24 protein-coding genes are annotated in these 26178 nt (G+C 46.2%); 7 read left to right on the top strand and 17 right to left on the bottom strand.

The window, feature by feature from the left end:
* The first annotated feature begins 240 nt into the window (after positions 1-240).
* The 3 genes from J2W69_RS00195 (at position 241) to J2W69_RS00185 (ending at position 3911) form a co-directional block, all read left to right on the top strand.
* Complete coding sequence (locus J2W69_RS00195) at positions 241-960, top strand: outer membrane protein OmpK (protein ID WP_310273381.1); 720 nt, start codon at positions 241-243, stop codon at positions 958-960.
* A gap of 12 nt (positions 961-972) precedes the next feature.
* On the top strand, positions 973-2625 hold the full coding sequence (locus J2W69_RS00190; protein ID WP_310273379.1) for a methyl-accepting chemotaxis protein: 1653 nt from the start codon (positions 973-975) through the stop codon (positions 2623-2625).
* Between the two features lie 128 nt (positions 2626-2753).
* The gene (locus tag J2W69_RS00185; protein ID WP_310273377.1) at positions 2754-3911 is read left to right on the top strand and encodes a GGDEF domain-containing protein; all 1158 of its coding nucleotides are present in this window, start codon (positions 2754-2756) and stop codon (positions 3909-3911) included.
* Positions 3912-3973: 62 nt separating this feature from the next.
* Here the strand turns inward: J2W69_RS00185 and J2W69_RS00180 are convergent, their stop codons facing one another.
* The 10 genes from J2W69_RS00180 to J2W69_RS00135 form a co-directional block, all read right to left on the bottom strand.
* Positions 3974-5095, bottom strand: coding sequence for an OmpA family protein (locus J2W69_RS00180; RefSeq protein WP_310273375.1), 1122 nt, complete (start codon positions 5093-5095; stop codon positions 3974-3976).
* A gap of 31 nt (positions 5096-5126) precedes the next feature.
* The gene (locus J2W69_RS00175; protein WP_310275049.1) at positions 5127-8084 is read right to left on the bottom strand and encodes an Ig-like domain-containing protein; all 2958 of its coding nucleotides are present in this window, start codon (positions 8082-8084) and stop codon (positions 5127-5129) included.
* 378 nt (positions 8085-8462) lie between these two features.
* Positions 8463-9659 carry an OmpA family protein gene (locus J2W69_RS00170; protein WP_310273373.1) on the bottom strand — a complete coding sequence of 399 codons (1197 nt, stop codon included), beginning with the start codon at positions 9657-9659 and terminating at the stop codon, positions 8463-8465.
* A gap of 174 nt (positions 9660-9833) precedes the next feature.
* Positions 9834-10289: a GNAT family N-acetyltransferase gene (locus tag J2W69_RS00165; protein ID WP_310273370.1), complete on the bottom strand. Its 456-nt coding sequence runs from the start codon at positions 10287-10289 to the stop codon at positions 9834-9836.
* Between the two features lie 98 nt (positions 10290-10387).
* Positions 10388-10639 carry a GlsB/YeaQ/YmgE family stress response membrane protein gene (locus tag J2W69_RS00160; protein ID WP_310273367.1) on the bottom strand — a complete coding sequence of 84 codons (252 nt, stop codon included), beginning with the start codon at positions 10637-10639 and terminating at the stop codon, positions 10388-10390.
* A 19-nt stretch (positions 10640-10658) separates the two neighbouring features.
* Complete coding sequence (locus J2W69_RS00155; RefSeq protein WP_310273363.1) at positions 10659-10874, bottom strand: DUF3185 family protein; 216 nt, start codon at positions 10872-10874, stop codon at positions 10659-10661.
* Positions 10875-11079: 205 nt separating this feature from the next.
* Positions 11080-12549, bottom strand: coding sequence for a carbon starvation CstA family protein (locus J2W69_RS00150; protein ID WP_310273358.1), 1470 nt, complete (start codon positions 12547-12549; stop codon positions 11080-11082).
* Positions 12550-12773: 224 nt separating this feature from the next.
* Positions 12774-12962, bottom strand: coding sequence for a hypothetical protein (locus J2W69_RS00145; RefSeq protein ID WP_310273355.1), 189 nt, complete (start codon positions 12960-12962; stop codon positions 12774-12776).
* A 48-nt stretch (positions 12963-13010) separates the two neighbouring features.
* On the bottom strand, positions 13011-13169 hold the full coding sequence (locus J2W69_RS00140) for a hypothetical protein (protein ID WP_310273352.1): 159 nt from the start codon (positions 13167-13169) through the stop codon (positions 13011-13013).
* 138 nt (positions 13170-13307) lie between these two features.
* The gene (locus J2W69_RS00135) at positions 13308-13850 is read right to left on the bottom strand and encodes a hypothetical protein (RefSeq protein ID WP_310273348.1); all 543 of its coding nucleotides are present in this window, start codon (positions 13848-13850) and stop codon (positions 13308-13310) included.
* A gap of 225 nt (positions 13851-14075) precedes the next feature.
* Between J2W69_RS00135 and J2W69_RS00130 the strand changes: the two genes are divergently transcribed.
* Positions 14076-15455 (top strand): amidohydrolase family protein, encoded by a 1380-nt coding sequence (locus J2W69_RS00130; protein ID WP_310273345.1) that lies wholly within the window; start codon positions 14076-14078, stop codon positions 15453-15455.
* 61 nt (positions 15456-15516) lie between these two features.
* Here J2W69_RS00130 and J2W69_RS00125 read toward each other — a convergent pair whose 3' ends face one another.
* Both J2W69_RS00125 and J2W69_RS00120 read right to left on the bottom strand, forming a co-directional pair.
* Positions 15517-16383, bottom strand: a complete 867-nt coding sequence (locus J2W69_RS00125; RefSeq protein ID WP_310273342.1) for an AraC family transcriptional regulator — start codon at positions 16381-16383, stop codon at positions 15517-15519.
* 167 nt (positions 16384-16550) lie between these two features.
* Entirely contained in the window at positions 16551-16916 is a 366-nt protein-coding gene (locus tag J2W69_RS00120; RefSeq protein WP_310273339.1) for a cupin domain-containing protein, read from the bottom strand.
* 563 nt (positions 16917-17479) lie between these two features.
* Between J2W69_RS00120 and J2W69_RS00115 the strand changes: the two genes are divergently transcribed.
* Both J2W69_RS00115 and J2W69_RS00110 read left to right on the top strand, forming a co-directional pair.
* The gene (locus J2W69_RS00115; RefSeq protein WP_310273336.1) at positions 17480-20260 is read left to right on the top strand and encodes a TonB-dependent receptor; all 2781 of its coding nucleotides are present in this window, start codon (positions 17480-17482) and stop codon (positions 20258-20260) included.
* Positions 20261-20335: 75 nt separating this feature from the next.
* Positions 20336-22336 carry a metallophosphoesterase gene (locus J2W69_RS00110; RefSeq protein ID WP_310273333.1) on the top strand — a complete coding sequence of 667 codons (2001 nt, stop codon included), beginning with the start codon at positions 20336-20338 and terminating at the stop codon, positions 22334-22336.
* A gap of 9 nt (positions 22337-22345) precedes the next feature.
* Here J2W69_RS00110 and J2W69_RS00105 read toward each other — a convergent pair whose 3' ends face one another.
* The 5 genes from J2W69_RS00105 to J2W69_RS00085 form a co-directional block, all read right to left on the bottom strand.
* On the bottom strand, positions 22346-22786 hold the full coding sequence (locus J2W69_RS00105; RefSeq protein ID WP_310273329.1) for a DUF1090 domain-containing protein: 441 nt from the start codon (positions 22784-22786) through the stop codon (positions 22346-22348).
* Positions 22787-22869: 83 nt separating this feature from the next.
* Positions 22870-23190, bottom strand: coding sequence for a DUF3784 domain-containing protein (locus tag J2W69_RS00100; RefSeq protein WP_310273325.1), 321 nt, complete (start codon positions 23188-23190; stop codon positions 22870-22872).
* Positions 23191-23211: 21 nt separating this feature from the next.
* Positions 23212-23448: a helix-hairpin-helix domain-containing protein gene (locus J2W69_RS00095; protein ID WP_310273322.1), complete on the bottom strand. Its 237-nt coding sequence runs from the start codon at positions 23446-23448 to the stop codon at positions 23212-23214.
* A gap of 140 nt (positions 23449-23588) precedes the next feature.
* Positions 23589-24545: an NPP1 family protein gene (locus tag J2W69_RS00090; protein WP_310273320.1), complete on the bottom strand. Its 957-nt coding sequence runs from the start codon at positions 24543-24545 to the stop codon at positions 23589-23591.
* A 205-nt stretch (positions 24546-24750) separates the two neighbouring features.
* Positions 24751-25089 (bottom strand): YggL 50S ribosome-binding family protein, encoded by a 339-nt coding sequence (locus J2W69_RS00085; RefSeq protein WP_310273317.1) that lies wholly within the window; start codon positions 25087-25089, stop codon positions 24751-24753.
* Positions 25090-25311: 222 nt separating this feature from the next.
* On the opposite strand from J2W69_RS00085, the gene J2W69_RS00080 reads away from it, so the two are divergent.
* The gene (locus J2W69_RS00080) at positions 25312-26058 is read left to right on the top strand and encodes a class I SAM-dependent DNA methyltransferase (protein WP_310273314.1); all 747 of its coding nucleotides are present in this window, start codon (positions 25312-25314) and stop codon (positions 26056-26058) included.
* Positions 26059-26178 lie beyond the last annotated feature (120 nt).

The raw sequence follows: 26178 nt of genomic DNA, 5'->3' as shown, positions 1-26178 counted from the left end.
TAGCCTCAACTCTTTCAGAAGTTTGGTTACTCTTATTAATCAATTGCCTCCCCTTCACCCGACACTTTAACTACTGTACAAACAGACATGGCGCAGGACTATAAAGAAATGAGTATCGCCAGTACCTGACGACATAAAAAACAAGGCATGGATATTATTTAATAAAATCCTGAGCTTAATTGATCTTCTGCAATTTGCTGCCAGTATTAAAACACCCTGCCCTGTTGTCATAAGTTCTTTATGAAAAAAACTCTGCTACTGGCTACACTATTTTGCTCCATCCAGGCTCATTCTGCTGTGCTTTGGCAAGACTTCAGAGTCAGCTACTTAACGGGGAACAATTACCGCTTAGGTGACAATAACCGCGATATCTATACCTTCGAACATGCAGCCGCCACCAGTTGGGGCGACAGCTTTTTTTTCCTCGATCATATCAGGCCTGATACCGGTGATTTAACCAACTATGCCGAATGGGCCCCTCGCTGGAGTTTCAGCAAACTGGGGCTGGCCGAAGTGAAATGGGGTTTGATCAGTGATATGACTTTTGCCACCACAGTCGAAATGTCCAGCCAGGCCACTCATCTGTTGTATGGTGTTGGCTTTAATCTGGATATCCCTAAGTTCCGCTATTTTCAGGTGAATTTGTACCGACGCAACAATGAAAAACGCAGCGACAACTGGCAAACCACCATCACCTGGGGTTTGCCTTTTGAACTGGCGAATCAGGAATTTCTCTACGACGGTTTTCTCGACTGGGCCAGCGCCACAGAGGATCACAATGCCAATCTGAATATGACCTCGCAATTGAAATGGCTGCTAAGTAAACCTTTGAATATCGAGGATAAAATCTATCTTGGTTTTGAATATGTGTTCTGGCTGAACAAATTTGGAGTCAAAGACCAGCCCAACTTACGCAGCAACGAATACAACCTGAACCTGCTGCTGAAGTGGCATTTTTAATAAGAGACCCCTATGAACTCTGTATCCTTAAGAACCAAACTAATTTTATTAGCTTTTTTCCCTGTGTTTATTCTGGCTTTGGTGCTAATCAGCAAAGCCTATTTTTCTGCTCAGCAGGAAGCAGAAAGCCGGGTGATGCACCTGCGCGACTCTTTATATGCCGAACGTAAACAACAGCTGGATACCTTGCTGGAAATGGCCAGCACAGCTATTAGTTCAGCAGCGGATGACAACAGCAAAAAAGCCATTTTGCGTAGCCTGCGTTATGAAAATGGCAAAAACTATTTTTTTGTCTATGACCTTCAGGGGGTTCAGGTGGTCAGTGCTGATCAACCGGAACGTGAAGGCAAAAACTTTCTCGACAGCAAATCACCTGAAGGCCGTTCTTTAGTGAAAGAATACATAGACGCAGCCAGAAAAGGCGGCGATTACATCAGCTACAACTGGCCTAAACCCGGCAGCACAGTAGCAGCGCCTAAACTGGCTAAAGCTATACTGCTGGGTGAGTGGGTGCTGGCGACCGGCTTTTATATTGACGATTTAGAGCAGATGATCCAAAAGCAACGTGAAGTAACAGAACAACAAATTTACGCCGATTTACTGTCGGACGCGCTGATCACCCTGGTGCTGGTGGCTTTGGTTATTTTTATTGGTACTTTATTTGCCAAAGCTATTTTAAAACCGCTGCTGAACGTCGTTCAGGCCATGCAGGATATAGGTTCAGGCGAAGCCGATTTAACCAAACGACTGGACGCCTCCATAGGCCATGAATTGGGCGCTTTAGCTCAGGCTTTTAACCAGTTCTCCGGCAAAGTAGCCACTTTAGTCGGGCAAGTGCAAAGCTCGATGCGAAGCCTGGGCCAATCGGCAGAGCACTTAGCTGCCTTAATGCAAAAAACAGAAGCTGGTGTCGCACAGCAGCATAGTGAAAGTGATCAGGTGGCCACTGCTATTAATGAAATGTCAGCCACAGCAGAAGATGTGGCAAAAAGCGCCAGTCAGGCTGCACAAGCCGCCAATCACGCCGAAACTCAGGTGCATGAAGCTAACGCCAAGTTACACAGGGCCATAGCTGTGATCGGTGGTCTGGAGCAACAAGTGCAAGTGGGTGTTTCTGTAATAGATAAAGTCGGGGACGATTCCAGAAACATTGGCGCTGTATTGGATGTGATCCGATCTATTGCCGATCAAACCAACTTATTGGCCTTAAATGCAGCTATTGAAGCAGCTCGGGCTGGTGAACATGGCCGGGGCTTTGCGGTGGTTGCTGATGAAGTACGCACCCTGGCAGCCAGAACCTCCAAAAGCACAGATGAAATTAATCAAATGATAGTGTCCTTACAGCAAGGTGCAGAGCAGGCGGTTCAGGCCATCAATGAAATCAAACACCATAGCCAGAATACAGTGCAGCAGGCACAGCAAGTTGATGCCGCGTTGCAGGAAATCCAGCATTCGGTATCCACGATCAATGATATGAATAATCAGATTGCCAGCGCTGCAGAAGAACAAACCACAGTATCAGAAATGATTAACCGAAATGTGCATCAAATTGTGGTGATAGCACAGGAAACCTCAAGTGATACCACCCAGTCTGCCGCTATCAGTAAAGAATTGATGCATTTATCCGATCAGCTGAATGCAGAAGTGTGCCGCTATAAAATCTGAACCTGATCCAGTGCCTGTAGCACTACAGGCACTGCTTTCACAGTTCACCATGACTTGCATTTAAACCTGCTCTTTGGCAGCATAATGAACCACTTAGCATACGGCCTCAGGTCAAAGAGTTTTTGGGTATGGAACCCACCACAGTTTTTATTCTTGGAAGTCTGATGATGTTAGCCAATGGCGGTGTGCTGGGCCTGATGCATCAGGATTTGCCCGAGTCATTGCGACCCGCAGCCGTCAGTTGGCGTATAGCCACCTTGTTGCATGCTTGTGGTTGTTTGCTTTTTGCTGCTCAACAATTTATTCCTATCGCTTTGGTGTTACCTCTGGCCAATGGTCTGGTGATGTTTGGTTTTACCGGATATTGGTATAGTTTACGTCAATTTTATGCTCAGCCTTCCTCCTTATGGTTGATGCTTCCCGCTTGTATCGGCACGGCCGGAGTACTTTGGTTTGCCACTGTGATGCCGGATACAGGTATCCGGATTATGATAGTGTCAGCTGTGTGGTTGCTTATTTTGCCCGGCACAGTAAAAGTCTTGCTGTCAGAACAACGCCATGATCAGGCCATCAGCCGAAAAGTGATGGCGGCCATATTCAGTTTTGTCTGCGCTTTTGTGCTGTTCCGTGCTGGCTATTTTGTCTGGACAGAGGTGCATGCAGATTTTCGGGTGATTGATCAACAGCATTGGCTTAACCTGGTCTCTCCTATGGTGATCGCTATTTTGCCGGTCATAGGCACCACCACTTTCCTGCTGATGTGCTCTGAACGTATTCGTCGGCAATGGGAAAAAGCAGCAGCGACGGATTATTTAACAGGTTTGGCAAACCGCAGAACACTGACAGAACAAGGTTTGTTGTGGTTCGAACAGGCAAAAAAAACACAAAGGCCATTAGCTGTTGCTGTGATTGATATTGATCATTTCAAAACTGTAAATGACCGTTATGGTCATGACACAGGCGATCTTGCTCTGCAGTATGTGGCTGCACAGTTAGTAGCCCATTGCCGCAGTACAGAACTGCCAGCTCGTCAGGGCGGAGAAGAATTTGTGGTCTTATTGCAGAATGTTTCTGCTGAAGAAATGCGGGCCGCAGCCGAGCGTTTACGTCAGGGAATAGCAGAAAAAGCTTTTATAGCAGCTGATCTGGTATTGCCATTAACGGTTTCTATAGGGGTTGCGTTACAAGACCCTGCAGACAGCTGTTTCAGTCATTTGATGCAAAGAGCAGATAAGGCCTTGTATCAGGCCAAGGCGGCAGGAAGAAATCAGGTCATTGCTGGCTGACAGATCACAGGATTTAAGCAGTATTGGTAAAAAGCAGCCGTTTAAGGCTGCTTTTACTTTAGTTACTCAACAATAATTTCGAACAAACCACGCATATTGGCTTTTGCTGCATCAGAGCGTAAAACTGACGGGTTCGCTTCATATTCCGCAGGATTTCTTTGACCAAAACCTATGGTTTTAAAGCGATTGGCATCCACACCTTCAGCTATCAAAAAAGCTTTGATGGACTGGGCACGACGTTCACTTAATGCCTGATTGTATTCAGCTGTGCCGCTGGCTGAGGTATAACCTGCAATACGTACACGCGCCTGAGGATTGGCTTTTAACGTCTGAACATGCCGACGTAAAATGACTTTGGTTTCGTCATTTAACTCAGCAGTGTCAAAATTAAAATGCACATCTTCCAGCACCAGCACTTCAGGCTCTTTCACCACAGTTTGTGCCACTACAGCAGCTTGTGCTTTTTGCACAGGAGCCGGTGCTGCTTGTGGTTCTGATTGGGTGGTTGAGCCAAAACGGTAAACTAAACCCAGCGAGTACAAATCCAGATCCCCTTTATTACCCACTAAATCATCCATGCGGTAACGTTCGGCTTCCAGTCGCACTGTAAAAGCCGGAGATATGTCATATTGAACACCCACACCTAACTTATGTTTGGTGTAGCTGTCATCATGGTTATAAGCTGCAGTGTTAATTAAACCATTGCTGCTGTAACGGGTTTTTGAATCGTTTTGAGTCAGGCCAATACGGGCTATGGCCGAAAAACGTTCTGTCAAAGGCAGGGTACCGACCAGATCCAGATTCCAGCCCTTCAGGCCTGTTTCACCTCTGAAATCAGTCACTGGCAAAGTATTCGCCAGAAAACTAAAATCGTTCAAATCAAAATAACCGCCTTCCACTGCCAGATAAGTACCAAACTGGTAACCCAGATAAACTTTGTAGCCCTGGTTACCATTGTCTTCATCCATTGAACTGACGTCGAAGCCATTATTTTCCAGACTGGTCTGAAGCCTTTCTGTATCAATACTGGCCTTAGACTTCCCTATATTGGCCCCGACATACCAGCCATTTCGGTCATAGCTGGAGTGATCCTGAGCCTGAACATTGGCCGACATCAGCATGGGCAAGCTGCTGGCGAGAACCAACATCACTTTTGTGCCCTTTAACTCTGTTAAATTTTTCATTTATTAATCCTTATCTCCGACTGACAAGCCTCTATTGAGGCTTGGTCACTGCATTGGCATCTAAAGTGACTTGCTCAGTCACGGAGAACAAACGACCTGTGATAGCAGTGCCTGTACCCAGATTGATTTGTGGCCAGGCAAATACATTGCCGGCAAAGCTGGTATTGCTACCAAATACAGTGGCACCACCAGTCCGCCAAAATACATTACGGGCCTGAGCACCACCGGTCAGAACAAGGTTCCCACCCGGAGCGCCTGTGGTAAAAGTACCTGCAATCACAAAGATAAAGACCGAATCCGGATCACCCTGTGCGTCCAGCGTCAGGTTGCCCTGCTGGATAATGACATTACCTGCATTGCGATAAACACCCCGGGTCATGACCCGACCACCCAATTCCGCAGGCAAGGCCTGAGTTGCAGCGGCAGGATTAGGATCTGCAGCTAAAAATGTTGCAGCTACACCTAAATCAGTACGAACCTGGTTAATAAAGGCCACCATAGATGCATAAGGCACAGGCACTACATAAGGTGGGGTGACATCATCAGGCGCATAAGACACACCATTGGTCAGTTGAGTAAACTGCCCTGCGACCGGGCCCGGAGTAAAACCAGCGTACGCTGTACGGGCTAAATCAAGAATGGCCATATCACCATCAGCAATAGCAGAACCCGCTGTAGTGGTAATAGCCTGGCTGGCTATCATAACAAAACGTTGCAGTTCACCCATAGCCGGAGCCTGAGGATTATTTGCTAAAGCCGCTGTGACTGTCAGCACTGCACTGTCTTGCGCTGCACCTAAAGTAGCGGTAATAGTACTGCTGCCTGCTGCCATAGCTGTTGCCAGACCACTGTTCAGCTGACCACTGGCATTCATTACTGCAACGCCAGTATTGCTGGACGTCCATACCACAGTGCTGCTGATATTAACTCTGCTACCGTCTGTGTAAACGCCTGTGGCAATGAACTGCTCAGTTTCATTTACTACAGCTGATGCATTCTCTGGCGTCACTTCAATAGCCGTCAGAGTTGCCACTGTGACTGTCAGAGTGGTGCTGCCGTCTACCCCGGCAAAACTGGCACGGATTAACGAGGTACCAGCCGACAAACCGGTAGCAAGGCCACTGTTTGCAGCCAGACTGGCATTCATGCTGGCCACAGCAATAGTGCCTGACGTCCAGTTCGCAACAGCAGTCAGATCCGCAGTACTGCCGTCACTGTAAGTTCCGGTTGCATTAAACTGACGGGTTAAACCATCCACCACACTTGGGTTTACCGGTGTAACACTGATACTGCTCAGGCTTGCATTGGTCACTGTCAGAGTTGCTGTACCAGAGATACTGCCCAGCGTCGCTCTGATTTGCACCACACCTGCTGCCTGCCCTGTTGCTAAACCACTGGCTGAGTTGCCATTGGCATTCATAGTAGCAGTTTGCGTATTGGCCGAAGCCCAAACCACAGAATGGCTGATGTTCAGTGTTGAACCATCAGAATAAATACCTGTGGCCACAAACTGACGATTCAACCCAACTGCAACAGATGAGATCACAGGAGTCACACTAATAGAACTTAAAGTCGCAGCAGTCACAGTCAGAGTCGCTTCTGCCGATACAGCCGCCAGAGTGGCGCGAATTTGCACTGTGCCTGAACTTAGTCCAGCCACTAAACCGCTGCTGCTCTGCATATTGGCATTAGGTAAAGCCACAGCGTTGTCGGATGAAGTCCAGGTGACCAAAGATGTCAGATTGTCTGAGGAACCGTCTGAGTAAATACCAGTTGCGGTAAATTGTCTGTTTTGGCCTGTAACCACACTACTCAGCGCAGGGGTAACCACCAGACTAGTTAATGTTGCATTATTCACAGTTAAACTGGCACTACCAGATATGGAGCCTAAAGTCGCAGTGATTTGCACTGCGCCAGCAGCCTGACCTGTAGCCAAACCACTATTCACAGCACCATTGGCGTTCATAGTCGCAATCTGCGTATTGGCGGATGCCCAGACCACAGATCGGCTGACATCAAAAGAGCTGCCATCTGAATAGTTAGCTGTAGCAACAAACTGACGCGATAAACCCGCTGTCACAGTGGAAACAAGGGGAGTCACTACAATACTGCTTAACGTTGCAGCATTTACCGTCAACGTAGTTGACGCAGAGACTGCGCCTAAGGTTGCGCTGATTTGGGTTGCTCCCGCACTTTGACCTGTTGCCAGACCATGTTGTGCACCAGAGCTGCTGTTAATCACGGCTATAGCTGTAGCGCTGGAAGCCCAGCTCACTAAAGCACTGATATCCTGTGAAGTACCATCTGAATAAATACCTGTTGCATTGAACTGCCGACTGACGCCAACAAACAAATTAGCGTTTACCGGAGTCAGCTGTATCGTCATCAGTATCGCATCAGTCACCGTCAGGCTGGTCGTTGCAGATAAAGCACCTATAGTGGCGCTGATTTGTGTAATACCCGGAGAGGCAGCCGTAGCTAAACCACTTGAAGCCGTTTGATTCGGGTTCATCGTAGCTATAGATGTATCACTGGATAACCAGTTCACAACACTGCTGATGTTTTCCGTAGTGTTGTCGGAATAGACACCTGTCGCAATAAATTGCGCGGTTAAACCATCGGCCACACTGGCATCAAGCGGGCTGATACTAATACTGGTTAACACTGCGCTGGTGACAGTTAAGTCAGTATTGGCTGATTTACCGGCAAAAGAAGCTGTAACAACAGAGGTGCCAGCTTGTAATGCAGTCGCCAGTCCCTGACTATTAATAGTGGAGACAGCAGCAGTAGCTGAGCTCCAGGTCACTTTGTCACTGATATCCAGTGAGGTGCCATTTGCATAGACGCCAAGGGCGGTAAACTGCTGAGTTAAGCCCGCTGGTACAGTGGGATTTTCCGGGGATATTAAAATTGACTGGAGCCCGTCTACAGGCTCAAGTCCAAGAATGGGGTCTTTATCGCTATTACAACCAGCAATAAATAACAGCACAAGCAAGCTTAGTAGCCACCTGTAGCAGATGTTAAGCTGCATTTTTTGATTTCCAACCATGATGTCTATCCTTACTTTTAGTTAACGCTGATGCGTAAAACACTTTTCAGCTGGATAGCTTTTCTCATAACAAACCAAGCCCGTCTGTGTGCCATCGCACAGATAGATTTTTATATCTGCAGTATCCGGAACAACCTGCTAAACCTTCCTGCTGTCAGAACTAAAAAGTCATTTAAAAACAGAAGTTTTTAGAGTAAATACTACTTAAAATAAAAGTGTTTCCCCCTTTATCGAACTGCCGGTTAAGCACTTTTGGCAGGGCCATAAAATGAAAAAAGCAGCCGATTGAAGGCTGCTTTTTATTAGAATGAATTCACTTTACTCAACAATAATTTCAAACAAACCACGCATATTGGCTTTGGCTGCATCAGAGCGTAAAACTTCAGGATTTGCTTCATATTCCGCTGGATTTCTTTGACCAAAACCTATGGTTTTAAATCTGTTGGCATCCACACCCTCCAGGATCAGAAAAGCTTTAATGGACTGAGCCCGACGCTCACTTAATGCCTGATTGTATTCAGCTGTGCCACTGGCAGAGGTGTAACCCGCAATACGCACTCTGGCTTGCGGATTAGCTTTTAATGTCTGAACATGCTCGCGCAAAATCGTTTTCGTTTCGTTATTTAACTCTGAAGTATCAAAATTAAAATGCACATCTTCCAGTTCCAGTACTCTGGGTTCAGATGCCACTACAGTTTGTGCTACAGCAACAGCTTCAGTACGTCGCACAGGTTCTGGAGCAGGAGTAGCCGCATAGGTTGGTTCAGTTTCGCCAAAACGAAGCATCAAACCTAAAGAATACATATCAATATTACCGCTATGAGCAATTAAATCGTCTAAACGATAACGCTCGGCTTCTAACCTTACACTCAAAATAGGTGAAATGTTGTATTGCAAACCCAGACCATATTTGTTTTTTGTATAGCTGCCATCTTCATTATAACCAGTGACATCAACCAAACCATTACTGCTGTAACTATTTGACGTGTCATTTTGTGTGACACCAATACGGGCAAAACCAGAAAAATCTTCTGTGAATGGCATAATACCTACCAAATCCAGATTCCAGCCTAACAGCTTGGTTTTGCCACGAAAATCTGTCACTGGTGTTGTGTTTGCCAGGGCATGAAAACCACCAATATTAAAATACCCGCCTTCTACAGCCAGATAAGGGTTAAACTTGTAGCCGACAAAAATTTTGTAACCTTCACTGCGACTGTCTTCCAACACAGAATCCACATTAAAGCCCAGGTTTTCTAAGTCAGTGTGTATAGTGTCCTGCTCTATTCTGGCAACAGATTTACCTAGGTTCATACCCACAGACCAGCCATTCTCTTTGAAATTGCTGTAATCCATTGCATGAGCGGCAGGGAGCATAAGTACAGTGAAAACGCTCAAAACCAAAGGCTTAAAACGAAAAAATGGGGTATGTGTTTGTGTCGTAGATGACAAATTCAGAGCAGTACTTTGCTGTCCTATAACTTGCTCATTCCTTGTAGCCTGATAGCTGTTCATAGTTTTTATTTTCCTGTAGTTAAAGCTGAGGTGTTCATTACATTCAGCTATACAGGTTTTCTCATAACGACGAACAGCCGTCTGTGTGCCAGCGTACCGATAGATTAATACAGAATAAAAAGCTATTTATTCGGCTATCCATTAGGCTGTTTAGTGTGCAAACAACAAGGTTACTTATAACTGCAGACGCATAAAAACGGAGTTAGGATCCTTCTTATACTGTGCAAAAGGACCACAAGCTTCAAAACCAAAACTGCTATATAAAAAACGGGCTGGGGCGAAATAATCCATAGCACCTGTCTCCAGATATAACTGCTGATAACCACGGTTTTTCGCTTCGTTGATCACATGCTGCAGCAACAACTTCCCTATGCCCTGGCCACGAAAAACAGTGGCACTTCGCATCGACTTAATTTCGCCCTGCCCTGAGTCCAGTTGTTTTAGCGCCACACAACCCGCCAGTTGCTGCTGTTGCCATAAAGTCCAGAAACTGATGTCTCTGGCTTTTAAACCCGCCAAATCCAGCGCATGTTTACTTTCTGGCGGTGATACTGCATTCATGTCTGTTAAATGCTCTTGCAGCAAAGCTGCGATTTCAGAGCCCGTCAGGTCATCAAGTTGGATATGCATAAGAAACCAAAGGTAAGGAGTTGTATTTGTTTAAAAATATATCGAATTTAATGCAGAAGAACCAGAGGAAAACCGGGGGTAAAAAGAAACAACGAGCCTCAGGCTCGTCGGACAAGGCTCGCAATAAAAAGCAACACCACAGCACCGGCTGTCGCTGTCACTATAGAACCCAATAAACCGCTGGTGCTGATCCCCAGGGCTGCAAATAAGAAGCCACCTAATACAGCCCCTACTATGCCTACTATGATATTGCCCAGCAGACCAAAGCCACTGCCTTTCATAATAAGGCCCCCAAGCCAGCCAGCTGTGGCACCAATGGCAAGAAATACTAATAATCCGGTTAAACTCATGGTTAGTCCTTTAAATTGCTTAGCGTTTCAGAGTTAAAAAAAGACCGGCCACAATACTGATGGCTCCACCTATGTAAAACTGCATCACTTTGTCTGTCTCAGCTCCAGTGATCACTTCTGTCAGCTGCGACTGCACCGAGTCTGACAATTGAAAGCCCCAGTACAACAAGCCTACGCCCAGTACCAACAAAACTAAACCAACCAGTTTTGATAACGAATTTGTTCCATTAGCCATAGGTAATCCCTCTGTATTTGATGAAAAAACAACGGGCTAACCGCTAAACATATGCTGCGGCAAAGCCCCGCCTGATCACAGTATTAGCTGTGCCAGCCTGAACCTCACCTGAAGTTGTTGTTTTATTTGATAAAATCAGAACTTCACCAAAGGGTGAAAAATAACTGAAGCAGTGAACCCGGTGCCCGGGTTCACCTGAGCCTGACTAACTATTTGATGTGATCAGTCTGCGTTTATTATGCGCCGTCACCAGTCCAATCAAACCTATGACCGCCACTATCACCCCTATAGGTTTGCTGTATTCGACCGGTAAGTTCAGACCAATACCAGCTGTAGCTATATAAGCCACAGTCATGCTGGTACCAATCACGGCCGGAATACTGGCAATCCAATGTAAAGTACCACGGTCGAACAAGTATTTAGTCGCCAGCCATAACACGCTGGTCGATAACAACATATTGGAGAAGGCGAAATAGCGCCAAATCAAGGAGAAATCCAACAGCGTCATAAAATAAGCTATGGTCAGAATTGGCACAGACAACAGCATTCTGTTACGCAGACTTTGCGGAATACTAAAGGCATCCACTATGGTCAGACGTAAAGAGCGGAAGGCGGTATCCCCTGAGGTAATTGGGAATACTGCAACAGCCAGAATCGCCATCACACCACCAAAAACACCAAGGTAACCTGTGGCAATATGGTTCACCACTAAGCCTGGCCCCCCCTGAGCCAGCATAGCTTTTAATTCAACATAACCCCCCGGGAAAGCAGCAATGCCCGCCAAAGCCCAGACACAAGCCACTATGCCTTCACACATCATGGCACCGTAATATACAGGGCGAACATATTTTTCATTGGTTAAACAGCGGGCAATAATAGGGGCCTGAGTGGAATGAAAACCACTGATAGCGCCACAGGTAATAGTTAAAAACAGTAAAGGCCAGATTGGCGCGCCATCAGGATTAGGAGTTAAAAAATCATGTTCATGATGACCATCAAAATAAGCAAAAATATCAGCGACCTGCGGTAAGTTAGGCGCATCCAGCAATATAGCCCCCGCTATTAAGGTGGTCATGACGATCATCAGCACACCAAAAGCCGGGTAAAGTTTGGTGATGATTTTGTCGATGGGCAGCAAGGTAGCCAATAAGTAGTAAGCTAAAATCACCAGCACCCAAAAGGTATTGCCAGCTAAAAAAGTGCCTTCAAAGTAGGATAAATTACTTAAAAGCCCGGCCGGACTCATAATAAAAACCACGCCAACAAAAAACAGCAGCATGGCGGTAAAGACCAGCATCACCCCTTTAAACACCACGTTGTAATAATGGCCCGCTATTTCAGGTAAACTTTTACCGTCTTCTTTGATACTCATCACGCCGGAAAAGTAGTCGTGCACTGCACCACCGATAATATTGCCTATGACAATCCACACCAAAGCCACAGGACCATAGACGGCGCCAAGGATAGGTCCAAAAATAGGCCCTACCCCGGCCACATTTAAAAACTGAATTAAAAAGGCTTTTACCGGACTGATAGCAACATAATCCACGCCCTCGCTAAAACGTTCCTGTGGCGTAACAGCTTTAGGATCTATACCCGCCTGCTTTTCAACAAAGGGACTATAAAATTTGTAGCCAAGAATAAGTATGGCAATACTGACAAAAAAGATAAGCATAGGGACTGGTTCCTTTTAATCTTACAGGCGTATTGGCAGCCGTCAGCGCGGCGCTCTGATATGGGCAGTTTTTACCATACCATGAGTACTTTAGGTTGGACATTAGCCCTTAGTCGAAAGTCTATAACGCACCAGGTGCCATTTGGTTTGGTGACCACCGTTTGCAGCAGGCCCCTGATTGTCCCACATGCCAGTAGCTGGCCCGGGAGCATGGCCGACAAAACCTAAAGGGTCACCAGCGCTTTGAAAAGATCTGCGGGTGCATCCTGTTCATTGGCTTTGAGGACATAAGCCATTTCCTGGGTGTCGGTGCAGAGTTTCAGGTAACAAATACCCACATCTGTGTGCAGCACATCTCCTCTGTGGATCACCCTGCTTTTACCACAAAAAGGGTGAATCCGCTTTACAGTCATCCCCCGGACGCTGGCTATTCACATCAGGCATAAACCAGATGGGCAAACCTAAAGTTCAAAACGCTGGCGAATAGACCAGACCACATCGTCTGTGGTAGTCACACCCGGAGTAATGACTTTGGTGCTGAATGCTTCGGCAATAAAGGCGCGGGCCAGACTGACAATAGGAGGATAAAGCTCCAGCTCAGAAGCAGTACGTTGCTCCATCCAGCGCACCACTAAAGGCTCTGCGCTGACTAAGCGGCTTGTGTAGTCTTTTGGTAGTGTATCCAGCTACACATGCAGTGGATCACGCAGGTCTTCAGACAAAACGCAGCATTTTTTGCTCACAAACCACCAGCGTGATCAGGCCGTTGTATTGGGTCGGGTCAGTACCGACCACAGATAACAAAGCAAAGGCCTTAAGGTTTTATGCAACACAAAAGACATCAAGACCACCAAAGTACCTATTATTGTTGGCAGTACGGCGCCAAAGCAGTAACTCATCACCAGCACAAAACCCAACAAATATTCGGCGCGATACAGCGGAAACAGCAAGGCAAGTAAAGGCAAACTCAGCATCATATAAGGTAGCATTTGATGCTGCCCTTGCTGAAACAACACTGAAAGTACCGCACCAAACAGCAAAGCAGCGCTAAATCCGGCAATGATGCTGGCAGGATATGACTCATCCACTCTTTTGTAGATAAAACCGGTCAGGAACCAGCTTAGCACTGGTAGCAATAAAGCTCCCCACCAGTTTGAAATAGCAGGCAAATCGCCCCGTTGTAACAGATGATGGCTGACCACACCGCCGTTCAAATGCTCAAACACCAATAAAGCCCAGATATACAAACTGGCAACAGCAACCAGTACCAAGCGGTGAAATTTAAATCGTTGATCGTTCATCTTTTTTATAATCTTTAGCCAAAAAAATACAGTATTCAGTCTGACTCATCTGAAGCCGGCAAAGCGTAAGAAACTGTAAGGAAGCATATATGACAGTTATAGCTGCGCTGACTGACAAAAACGCAGCGCAGCTCAAGCTCCAGCAATATAAGTTAAGCTGCATTGCAATCCCTCAACCCAGCAGTTACTTTCAATTGACTATAATTACAACAATCCGGCGGCTCTATGAAAAAAACTGTTACTTCACTGTTAGTTAGCGTCATTTTATCTGGCGTATGCCTGAGTGCTTCTGCCGAAAAAATTGCTCTGGTTGGCGGCCGTTTAATAGATGGCACAGCGGAAAATCTAATCCACAACAGCGTGATCCTGGTAGACAAAGGCATTATTCAACAGGTGGGCTCAGTTGATACACTCCAGGTGCCGCCAGACTACAAGATCGTATCTACCGAAGGTCAGGATGTGCTGCCTGGCTTGTGGGAAAATCATGCACATATCCAACTGACAGGGCATGCCAATTATGTGCATTGGCAAGCGAACTATAAACACCGTTTTGCCGACGAAATTATGCCGGCAAGCCTAGTGCAGTTGCTGCTGGCGGGAATTACCAGCGTGCGTGATCTGGGTGCTCCGCTGGAAGACACTCAAATTATTAAAGCTAAACTGGCGGCCAATCAAATTCCCGGACCTACTCTTTATGCCTCAGGCCCCTTTTTACAGTGGCAAGTCAGGGATTGGGAAAAAAGTTACCGCTGGGCCGTCAAAGACAAAGCTGATGCGATGAAAAAGGTCAATCAACTGGCCGACGCCGGTATGGACATAGTCAAACTCATTGATCAGGACGATATGCCACGTGAAGTGGCACAAACCATAGTGCAGCAGGCTCACAAACGGGGTTTAAAAGTGGTTGCGCATTCGCATAAACCCAACGAAATTCGTCGGGGCATAGAAATTGGCGTTGATAACTTTGAACACACAGGCCTGACCACTGCACCTGGTTATCCCGAGGATGTGCTGACGGCTATTAAAGAGCGCACAGGCACTGGTATGTTTAAAGGCTTGTTATTCTGGACTCCGACCGTCGAAGGTTTATGGAGTTATCAGGACACGGTAAAAAATCCTGAGCATCTGGACAACAACTGCTGGCACAGAGGCTTAAAACCAGACACCATTGCCGATATTCAGCAATCTATTAAAAAACCAGGCCATTTAGGCTACACCCAATTGGTACCTCTGCGTAAACCCACTTTAAAACGTAAAATTGAGCAGTTAAAAGAAACTGGTGTAGTGATGCTGATAGGCACAGACGTTGGCATTCCGATGAAATTTCATTGCCAGACCACCTGGCACGAAATGGCAGTATGGGTGGATGATTTTGGTTTTGATCCCATAGAAACCATCAGGGCTGCCACCTACTGGCCTGCTGTCATGATGGGTGTAGAAGACAAATATGGTTCAGTCACACCGGGCAAAGTGGCCGACATTATTACAGTACGGGGTGATGTACTGAAATACATGAACCTGCTGCGCCATGTCGACTTAGTGATGAAAGATGGCGTGATTTATAAACAAAATGGTCAGGTGATAGAACAAGCTTTAAAGCGTTAGCTTTCAATACTGCAAAAGTTCAGTCAGAAATGGATTGCGCTGAATCAAAGCGCAACCACTGCTATCCCTCTATTGGCAAATAGATGTCGGTCACTGCCAGATGATGTGGCACATCAGGGAAAAAACTGATCCGTTCAAAAAAAAGCGGGAAATCCCTCAGTTCATAACCCGACTCATCCAGCCAGACCGAATACAGATAGCGAACAGCTGCTGCCAGTTGCTCATCTGAACCAGTGTGACGCAGCATAGCACAAGGACCGGCCGGGATTGATTTCAACACTATGCCAAACTCATTTTCTTCCAAAACGCCACTGTATTCACAGCACAGATCAAAGCGGTACTCTTCTCCAGTTACTGTTGCAGGATCTTCGTACAACAGATTAAAAGTACGGCTTTTTGACGGCGGCAATTTCTGACTTTTCCGCCAGTCGATAAAATGTCTGATGCTCTGCATCAGTTGACTGGGTGGGCCTTTATGTTCAAGTGCAGCAACATATATAGATTTAAAATCAACTAGTTGAACTTGATATGCGGTTTTATCTGGCATGGCCGCCTCCCTCGCTTTACTGAAAACTTCATCATGTTGTTGTATAGACTGCCAATCCGGATCTTTTCGAAAACCACTCGGGCTCTGCCCGCTCACTTGCCTGAATGCCCGTGAGAACGACTCAGCATTTTCAAAACCAGCCTGAAATGCGATTTCAGTCACCTGCAACCGGGTTCTGAACGCCAACTGGTACGCTGCTTTTTTAAGTTTTAAACCGCGGATAAGTGCAAAAGGACTGATGCCAAAATGCAAACAGAATTGGCGGTGAAAATGATATTTAGACAGGTGAGCGACAGCCGCCAAGGTAGCTATATCGATACTGTCTTGCAGATGAGATTCAATATAATCCCATGCTTTTTGTAACTTTTCCTTCCGGGTCACTGTGCTGGTCGCTTCTGTGCAGTTTACAAGCTTGTCAGTGTAAAGAGTCAAAGCACCTTGTACATGACTAAAGTTGCTGAAGTTTAAACAACTCTGTCCAGGTTCAACAAGGTTCATTTCAAGCACTGGAGATCAGTTGAAACTTAGCCCTTCGTCACTGGAATGGCCTAAACCCATACATCATTCTGGGCTGTCAGTGCACTTTGGGTATCCCCTGTATTCACCACGCCTTCAGGTTCTACCAACAGGATCTGACACTCTTCTTTCGCCACTGGTTTATGTGTGACGCCTTTGGGCACCACATACATCTCTCCGGGGTGCAATGTCACTGTGCCATCCTCAAACTCAATATCCAGCACACCGCTTATCACAATAAAAACTTCATCTGTATCCGGATGATGGTGCCAGACAAACTCCCCCAGCACCTTCACCAGCTTAAACTGGTAGTCATTCATTTGAGCAATCACCCGCGGCGACCAGTGGTTGTCAAACTTCGCAAACTTGTCTTTAAAATTTATCGCCTGGTAATTCATGGAATGAAGCTCTCCGGTAAAGTAAAAAAACGTAGCAGGTGCTTTGAACAGAACGTTCTGTTTTGTGGTCTGTTTATATACTGCACCTGACAGCGCTACAGGCACAACTTTTAATTTGTTCACATGAACAGCCGAAACAGAAACAAGACAGCACAAATAAAGTTGCCTGCTTAATCGCAAAAAAACGCTGCTTTATCGCCTTTTCAAAAAACCATAAAAGCCTTTATTGACGCTTTTTGGTCTCCGAAAACCACAAAGCAGTTCCTGGTCACAGACTTATGAAAAAACACAAAAAACCACATAAAGCATTGATTTATAAAATATTTCATTGAAAAACCAAGAAGAAACAAAATGAAATCGGTTACATCCCAGAATTTCTATCCATCAGGCTCCGCCACCTTTTTCTCTCCTTTTATTCACAATGCCCGCTTAGCGCCTGATTAAAACTGAAATAAAAACATCATAGTCCCTCTGTAACCTCGCCCGTCGTTGCACACCGCAGCTGTCCATCCGAAAAACACTGTGGTGACGAAAATACAAAAACATCAGCTAAAGGCTTGGGAATGAAACATCAGAATCAATACCGTCATCATCTTGTATCAAAACGCACAGCCTTAAGTCTGGCTGTCGGTCAGTTGCTGTTGGGTTCAGCCATCAGCTTACCTGCCTACGCTCAAATGACAGAAAGCGAGCAGAAAGTAGAAGTCATAGCAGTTAAAGGCACCTACAGCAAAAGTCTGGAACAAGCTGTTGATATGAAAAAAGAGAACATTGGTTTCTCTGATTCTATCGTAGCCACCGACATAGCCGATTTCCCTGAGCAAAACCTGGCAGAAGCTCTGCAACGTATGCCTGGTGTAACTATTGAACGGAACAAAGGCTTGGGCAGCAAAGTGAACGTGCGAAGCCTCCCTTCTGAATTTACTCATGTCTCGATCAATAACCTGGCTACAGCCTCAGGCAGCGGTGGTCGTGATGTTGAGTTTGATATTTTTGCCTCTGAAATTATTCAAAGTGTGACTGTGCAAAAATCTCCTACTGCTGCCGATGAAGAAGGTGGTATTGCAGGTTCAGTACAAATTGGTACAGCCAAACCTTTTGATTACAGCTCAGCACAATTTGTTGTCTCTGCAGAAGGCGCTCATAACTCGATTTCAGAAAAAACCGATCCTAAATTCTCCTTTCTCGCCAGCGACACCTTTGGGGATTGGGGCGCTTTAGTGTCGTTTTCTAAAGCAGAGCGCAGTAACAGAACAGATTCCAACTCGGGGATCAATTTCCGTCCTATGGGCCGTTTCCTTGAGGCTTCAGCACCACGCTCAACTCAGGCTGCTGCAGTACTGGAACGTGATGCAGGCGTGATTGTCAGCGATTTCAAAGATAAAGACCAAACCAGCCGTATTATTTTTCAGGACAAAGTGGGTGACCGCGTTTTCCAGAGCGAGCAGGATAAATGGGGCAGCACAGCCTCAGTGCAATACAAACCAAGTTCAAGCTTCAGCCTGACTTTTGACGCCATGTTAGGTGGTTATGACAACACTGAAGATGAATACGATGCCGCAGCTTACACAGCATCAAGCCGCAGTACGCTGGAAACTATTCATGCTTATGATGACAGCACTTTGGCTGACTACAACATGGTGGTGCTGACGGACGTCTCTTACACCGCCACTCAGCATGAATTTTTAAGCAAAGAACGTATCAACGAAACTGATTTCACTCAGTACAGCGCCACTATGGACTGGCTGGTCAATGGCTGGGATATCAATGCCTTAGTGGGTTACTCAGGCGCAGAAAAAACAGCTGACTACGCCAACCTGAAACATGTGGCTTATGCTCCATCCCGCAGCCGCTGGACAGCCAACGGCGGTGAAACCGTCAAAAGCGCCAACCCAAACAGCATAGATATGTACAACGCAGCCGACAAATACCTGTTTGAAGCTTATGAAACCCAACTGGAAGCAGTGCAGGACGACAAATATGCCGCTCAGCTCGACTTCAAAAAAGAGCTGGAATTGTCCATGCTGCCAGCGCTGAGCAGTGTGCAGTTTGGTGTGCGTTACACCGATAAATCCAAAGAACGTCACTATGGCGAGACCAAAATTCAGGGCCCGTCTGCAGGCAACAGTTCTTGGGTAAATAGCCGTACATTGCAGGACAGTGAACTGGGTTATGTGACAGATATCGCCTCAGGCGGTGGTTACAAGGCCAAAGATCTGAACTGGATGCAGGTGTCCAATGATTACGCCCGCAGCACTTTCCGTTATGCAGGTTTCTTCACTCCGTTCCAGGATAATCAGTACTACCGTGTTGATGAAGAAGTGACAGCTTTGTATGCCATGACGAACTTTGATTTTGAGTTAGGTCACTTGCCAGCCAGGTTAAATGCTGGTGTCCGGGCAGTAGACACAGAAGTAACCTCTTTTGGTTACCACCCGGTTCAAAACGCAGACGGCACTACAGGTTATACTAAAGATCCAGTGTCTGCAGACGGCAGCTACAACGACCTGTTACCCAGCTTCAACCTGACAGTTGAAGTGGCTGAAGATGTGATTTGGCGTACAGCAGCATCAGAAACTTTAATGCGCCCTGCCCTGGGTGATATTGCCTACAAACGTACTGTCAGTTGGAACCAATTCCGCTTTAAAGACGGCAACCCTGGCCTGAAACCAACCAGAGCTAAACAATGGGAAACCGGTGTTGAATGGTATATGGAAAATGGCGGTATTCTGGCTGCCTCTTACTTCTGGAAAGATATCGAAGGTGTAGTACGTGAAGAGCTGACCGGCGTAGTGGCAGACGTAGAAAAACGTAACGCCGACGGCTCATTAGACGGTTATTACGATTTTGAAGTGTTCCAGCCAGTCAATGCCGAAGGCTCTTACAAAGTAACAGGCCTGGAATTGATAGCCCAGTTGCCTTTAACTATGCTCAGCGACTCACTGGAAGGTTTTGGTATCAACGCCAACTACACTATGCTGGATAACAGCTTAACCGGTGCGTCTGATTTAGATATACCAACGCCTCCAGAAGGTTTAGCAGATACAACCTACAACTTTACCTTGTATTACGAAAACGATACTTTTGATGCCCGCCTGTCTTACAACTACAAAGACAAGTACGTGGAGTACATTCACCTGAATATGTACCCTGTGTACCGTGACGCTTATGGCCAAACCGACATAGCTTTAGGTTACCGGCTGACGGACAACGTCAAACTGAGCTTAAAAGGCATCAATATCACAGACGAAGAAACCAGCGGTTACACCATGAACCCGGCTTTCCCTGTGATGAATGAGTTTTCAGGCAGAAGAGTAAGCTTAGGTCTGCGCGCTGACTTTTAATGAACAGGCAATAAAAAACCAGGCCACAGCTTCTTTGTGGCCTTTTTTATAGGGATAACAAGAACAAGGCTAAGTATGAAAACCCTGTTTTTTCGCATTTTTTTGCCACTATTTTGTTTGCCGGCACTGGCAACTCCGACAAGCGCACCGGTACAAATCGCCTTTTTACCTGATGTGCATTTTCATGATGTTTACGCCCAATTTCCTGACAACAGCTTCAAAGGCCTGCACAGCCAAGTCACAGGCAAAGCAGCCACTATCCGTACTATGGCCTCTCAGTTGCAATCCACCCGGTTATTTAACGAAAACTATTTTGCGTTAAAAGCGGCCCTAGATGATTTGGTGCGTCGTCATGTCAATCTGGTGGTACTGCCGGGAGATTTTAGTGACGACGGCCAGACTGCCCATATCCGGGGTTTAAAACAGATCCTGCAGCATTACAGTAGCACTCATGGCCTGAAATTTTTACTGACCCTGGGCAATCACGACCCGGTACGACCTTATGCCCAAAGCGCTGGCAAACCAGATTACTTAGGTGCTGATGGCAGGCCTTTAGCCATTTATAGCCCAGGCTCTGAACCTTGTGCAGGCAAAGATAAAAACGTTATTTGCACTGAAGAAGTAAAAGAGTTGGGGTACCTTGAGCTCATGACAGAGCTCAAGGATTTTGGCTTTTACCCCAAAGCAGATGACCTGTATTGGGAAACACCTTTTAGCCGCTACTCAAACACGAATTACAGTTACAGCCAGGCTTTGGCCCACTCAGATTTAACTAAACGTCAGTTTGAAATTTGTTTGCAAGGTGCTGGTGGTGCTTATAAAAAACCAGAGTACAGCCACTGCCACTTTATTCCTGACGCCAGTTATCTGGTGGAGCCTGTTCAGGGTTTGTGGTTGCTGGCCATAGATGCCAATGTGTACAAACCTAAAGCCAATGATCAGGGCAAAGGCCATCTGGCTGCAGCTTTTGAAGGCTCAGGCAATGCAGGTTACAACGCTATGTTTGACTACAAACCTGCTGTGATGCAATGGGTGAAGCACGTAGCTGAAAGAGCCAAAGCTCAGGGCAAAACCCTGATCACTTTTAGCCATTATCCGATGATTGAGTTTTATCAGGGCCAGACAACGCAGATAGCTACTTTATTAGGTGAAAACCGTGGTCAGCTATCACGTAGCCCACAGCAGCAAATCAGCCATCAATTAGCTGATTCAGGCGTACAGCTGCATGTAGGGGGTCATATGCATTTAAACAATACGGCAGTGATGAAATCAGACAGCGGCAATAGCTTAGTCAATATACAGGCCCCTTCTTTAGCCGCTTATGTGCCCGCCTATAAATTGCTGACACTGACCAGCAAAGAGCACATCAAGGTGCAAACCATAGTACTGGAGCAGGTACCGGGTTTTGATCAACTGTTTGAGCATTACCAAAAAGAGTGGCAGCAGTTAAAGCAGGACAATCAGCCATTATGGGATCTCAGCATTTTGCAGTCGAAAAGCTATCGTGATTTTGCCAACGGCCATTTGCGTGAACTGACCCGCTTACGCTTTTTGCCCAACGACTGGCCGGACGAACTGAAGCAGTTACTGCTGGCTTTAAATGGCGAACAAATGTTAGTGCTCTCACAGCTCAACAGCAGTGTCACTTTGAAGGAGTTTTCACCAGCTATGTTAGAGCAATTGAGTCAAAGCCCAACATGGCAACAGGCCAGACAAAAGGCGACAACTAAGGCTGCCACAGCGGGTTTAAAGCTGGAAGACTTCACACACTGGACAGGCTTTGATTTGGTGCTGGATTTTTACCGCTTACAAAATGCCGGTGAACTGGCGTTACCCGATATTCCGGCTGAACGACTAAAACACTATGGCTTTTTTACCGCACTGTTGCAGCAACCAGCTCAAACACCACAAGTTCAGAACTGGGCAAACTGGACCCTGCCCCAGTATTGCCACAACAAATTTGCCGGCTTATTTCAGATCATCCATGGGTTTTTACAAGGCCCACCCAATGGTGATTTTATACTGAATATGCAAACAGGCGAATTAACCTCTCAGAACAAGAGTCAGGCGCCTTAGCGCCTGAAATCATCGCGGTAATTGTTCCAAATGACTTAACTGGTCTTTTAATCTTTTGATCTCACTGCTGGTTTCTTCCAGCTTTTTACGGTATTTCACTACTTTATCTTTTTTGCCATCCTGCTCTGCTTGCTGCAGATCGGCCTGATACTTCACCAAATCTTTATTCGCTTCAGCAAGCTGCTTTGTTAAATCATCTTTTAATTTATTATCACTGCAATGGGTTCTGGCGTTATCCAAAGCCATTTGCAAACCAGTCATCTGACTGTTATCGCCTGTTTGTTTTGCCAGATTAAGCTGGGTTTCTATCTGACAAATTTTTTGTTCACAGCCTCTTAAAGCGCTGCAACTGGCCTGTGTCTGAGCAACAACAGGGGTGACTGTGATTAAAAGTGCCAAAGTCAGAGGTGTAAACAACTGAGTTGGAAAAATAATTGATGTAAGCGTCATTTCAGTTTCCTTCTTCAAGACGGTTGAGTGCAACAGAATGTCACAGTACCTTTTAAAGGTAGCAGTCCATGCTGAACTGAAACTTAAGCTTTGCGATAGCGGAAATAAGCCGCGACGGCAGCAATGACCGGCAAGACGGAAACAGCCAACAGGCAAATAACCAACTGGTTTTCTGTCAGTAGTTGCAAGGCCAGGCCAGCAGCAATCAACATAATGGCCACACCCAATAGCAGTACACTAAAACCAACTAACCTTGCATAAGCTACCGGATTGCTTATTTTACTCTCGTTCCAGCCTGCGATCAGATGGCGCTGTTGTTTCACTGCAATCAGATAACCAGAAATAATACAGGGCAAAGCACCTGCCACTATCAAGATTGCCACTCCCGCCCACATGTTATCCATATCCGCCTCCTGAATGCTTTATTACAAAGCCTGAGTTGAACGCTCAATAGCAGCTTCAATAGCAGCCAAAGCCTGTGGACTGTTTTTCCAGCAACTGGTTCTGAGCATAGAGGCCACCCGTTCAGCAATTTCGGCAGCGCTGTGGCTGGCCAGTTTTTCAAAAGAATCCAGACCAATTTGCTCAAAGCGCTGGATCACAGTAGGGCCTACGCCTTTTAGCTGCAGTAAAGCGGTTTTTTCCTGCTCAGTAAAAGCCACGTCAGTCTCCTTGCTGATGTTTGATGTTAACTGCGTTATAACATACCAGTACCACGGCTGTGAATTACAGCGGAGCTAAAATAAAGGAATAAAAACAAGGTGCTGCAGTCAGACTGCAACACCCGGAAGAGAACGGATTATCAGTAGCTGTCTTTAATATCCTGATAAATACCAGGGTAGTTTGCCTGTAACTCTTTGGCTTTGGTGGCGGCAATATCATCCCAGTTAAACCAGATGTTGGCCCACAAAGCGTCAGAACGAGGCACATTGTTATTCGCCTGATCCATGATCAGCGCATCATTCCGGGTTTTAAAGCTGGCTGAACCAAAGTTCGATTGCTCCAGCGCGATGCGGTATTGCGTATTGCGATCATGGCGGCTGCGCTCATTCGAATCCCACACAGCTACAGCGCGGTAGTGACTGATAATATTAGGTGCATAAAACTCGCCCCAATTGCCCAGAAACTCCACATTGGCTTTATCAGTGGCATTGGCAAACCGAAAGGCATGGGTGCGGATGCCGTGTTTGTGATACACCACCAGCGGATGACCATTGTGTTGCTGTAAGGTGTTCATAGCTCGGGTATCAAAGTTGCCATGAGCGCTGGTGGATACATGGCTGACAAATTCCTGATTGTGACCTTTCAGAGTCCAGACAATCACAGTTTCCACATCATGACGATGGCCACCTAAAAAGGTGAAATGCACCGCCTGATCTTTCTCAAAATACAGCTCATAAAAATGTGCACAACGCTCCCAGCCATCCGTACCTTGCTGGCATAACTGTCTGTGAATGGTATTGGCGGTATTGCCCCAGCCCGCATCACGACAGCCACCATAATAACTGGACGTTGCTGCTAAACCCGGGTTCTGACGTAAGGATTCATAGCGGTGAAATGGCGTGCCCGGATAACAACCATCTGAGTCAAAATCAAAAGTGGGGTGAAATTTTCTGACCTGGCCTTCGTTATAGGCGGTAATGGCCGTATCCCAGCTTGGGAATTCATCCGCATTCGCTGCATTGAGGTTAAAAAAGGTAAAAAAAACTAAACAGCTTTTTACTGTCGTTAAGGTAATTAATTTGAATCTACTGAACACGGGTTGGACCTCCGGTTGATCATTGTTGTTGTGTGAACTCAACTTCGCTTTTCAGATAAAAATCGAAATCAGAAACAACAGCCTAAGGTCCGGTACATGACAACATGAGGTCATCATAAAAGTTTAATGGGATTTTCAGTCGCCGTAACAAGCATCCGGCCTGGCAGCCGGATCATGATAGTTAAGCTCAGATCAAGTTTATCTGTTAAAAACTAACACCATAGTTAGCATCCACTAACTCGCTGACCTTTAATTGGTCAACAGAAGGCAGAGCTTTAAACCATGCTGTGATCACAGCGATATCTTCCTGAGTGGCAGAACCATAACGGTGTGCAGACCAGATAAAGGCTTCAAACTGAGTTTTATCGCCACCACCGGCCATCACTAAATCACGGCTTTCGATCAGAGTGATAAATTGGTCCAGCAGTTTGCTGAAATCCTGATCAGACTCCAGGCCTAACGAACAGGACAACATAAAACCGTATTCAGTAAATTCTCCCAAATAGAGCTTTTTCTGTAAACGACGGCTTTTAGGTTTAGACATGGGATCTCCTTGGTGCAATGGCCGGACATTCAGCCAACAGCAGAATAAAAGTGCTATAGGGTCTCGTTATTCCCCCCTGCTTGGCAAGTGTTTTTTAGGATCCAGCCTATTTTTGCACAAAACCCACACTCTGATTCCTCTGAACCATTCAGACCCGCTTCGCAAAATTACCGAACTGATATATGATGCGCGGCCGAAAATTTGAGCAAAATATACAGCACCATGCATTCATCCAACGCGCTTTACACTGATCTTTCTGGTTATTACGACCTGATGTGTGCTGATATCGACTATCAGGCGCAAAGCCAAAGTGCGCGCAGGTTGCATCAGTTTTTTGGTGGTGAAGGCAGAACACATCTGGATTTAGCTTGTGGTACAGGGCCACATATCCGCCATTTTCTGGACGCTGGTTATCAAAGCAGCGGTCTGGATTTAAATAAGCCTATGCTGGATAAAGCTCAGCAACGTTGTCCTGAAGCCCGCTTTATGCAACAGAATATGTGTGATTTTCAGTTAGAAGATCCTGTGGATCTGATCACCTGTTTTTTATACTCCATTCATTACAGCGCCAGTATAAAAAACCTTAAAGCTTGTATCGCCAGCGTGTTTAACGCCTTAAAACCAGGTGGGGTGTTTTGTTTTAATGCGGTAGATAAAGACAAAATCGACAACAGCTCTTATGTACGGCATAACGCTGTGTTTGATGATAGCCATTTTGTGTTTGAATCCGGCTGGAATTACAGCGGTACGGGCGAGCAGCAGTCGTTGAACCTGAGCATAGAAAAAACCACGGCCGATCGGAAACAACTCTGGCAAGACCAGCACCCTATGGTTGCCATCAGTTTTGCCGAACTGGAACAACTGCTTTGCCCTTATTTTGAAGTGCATGTGCTTGAGCATAACTACGAAAAAATCGCAGCATGGGATAATGGTTCTGGCAACGCGTTGTTCATTTGTGTGAAACGCTAGCCCTTCAAATTCGCCTGCAGTTTTTCCCTTAGTGATCGACACCACAGTCGCATTAGTTGAGAAAGCTTTCCAGCCAGCTGTGATGCAGCTGGCCCTGGATAAGGTGTATAGATAAGGTGT

Source organism: Rheinheimera soli (assembly GCF_031457405.1).
GTDB lineage: Bacteria > Pseudomonadota > Gammaproteobacteria > Enterobacterales > Alteromonadaceae > Pararheinheimera > Pararheinheimera soli_A.
This window is presented reverse-complemented; position numbering and strand designations above follow the sequence as displayed.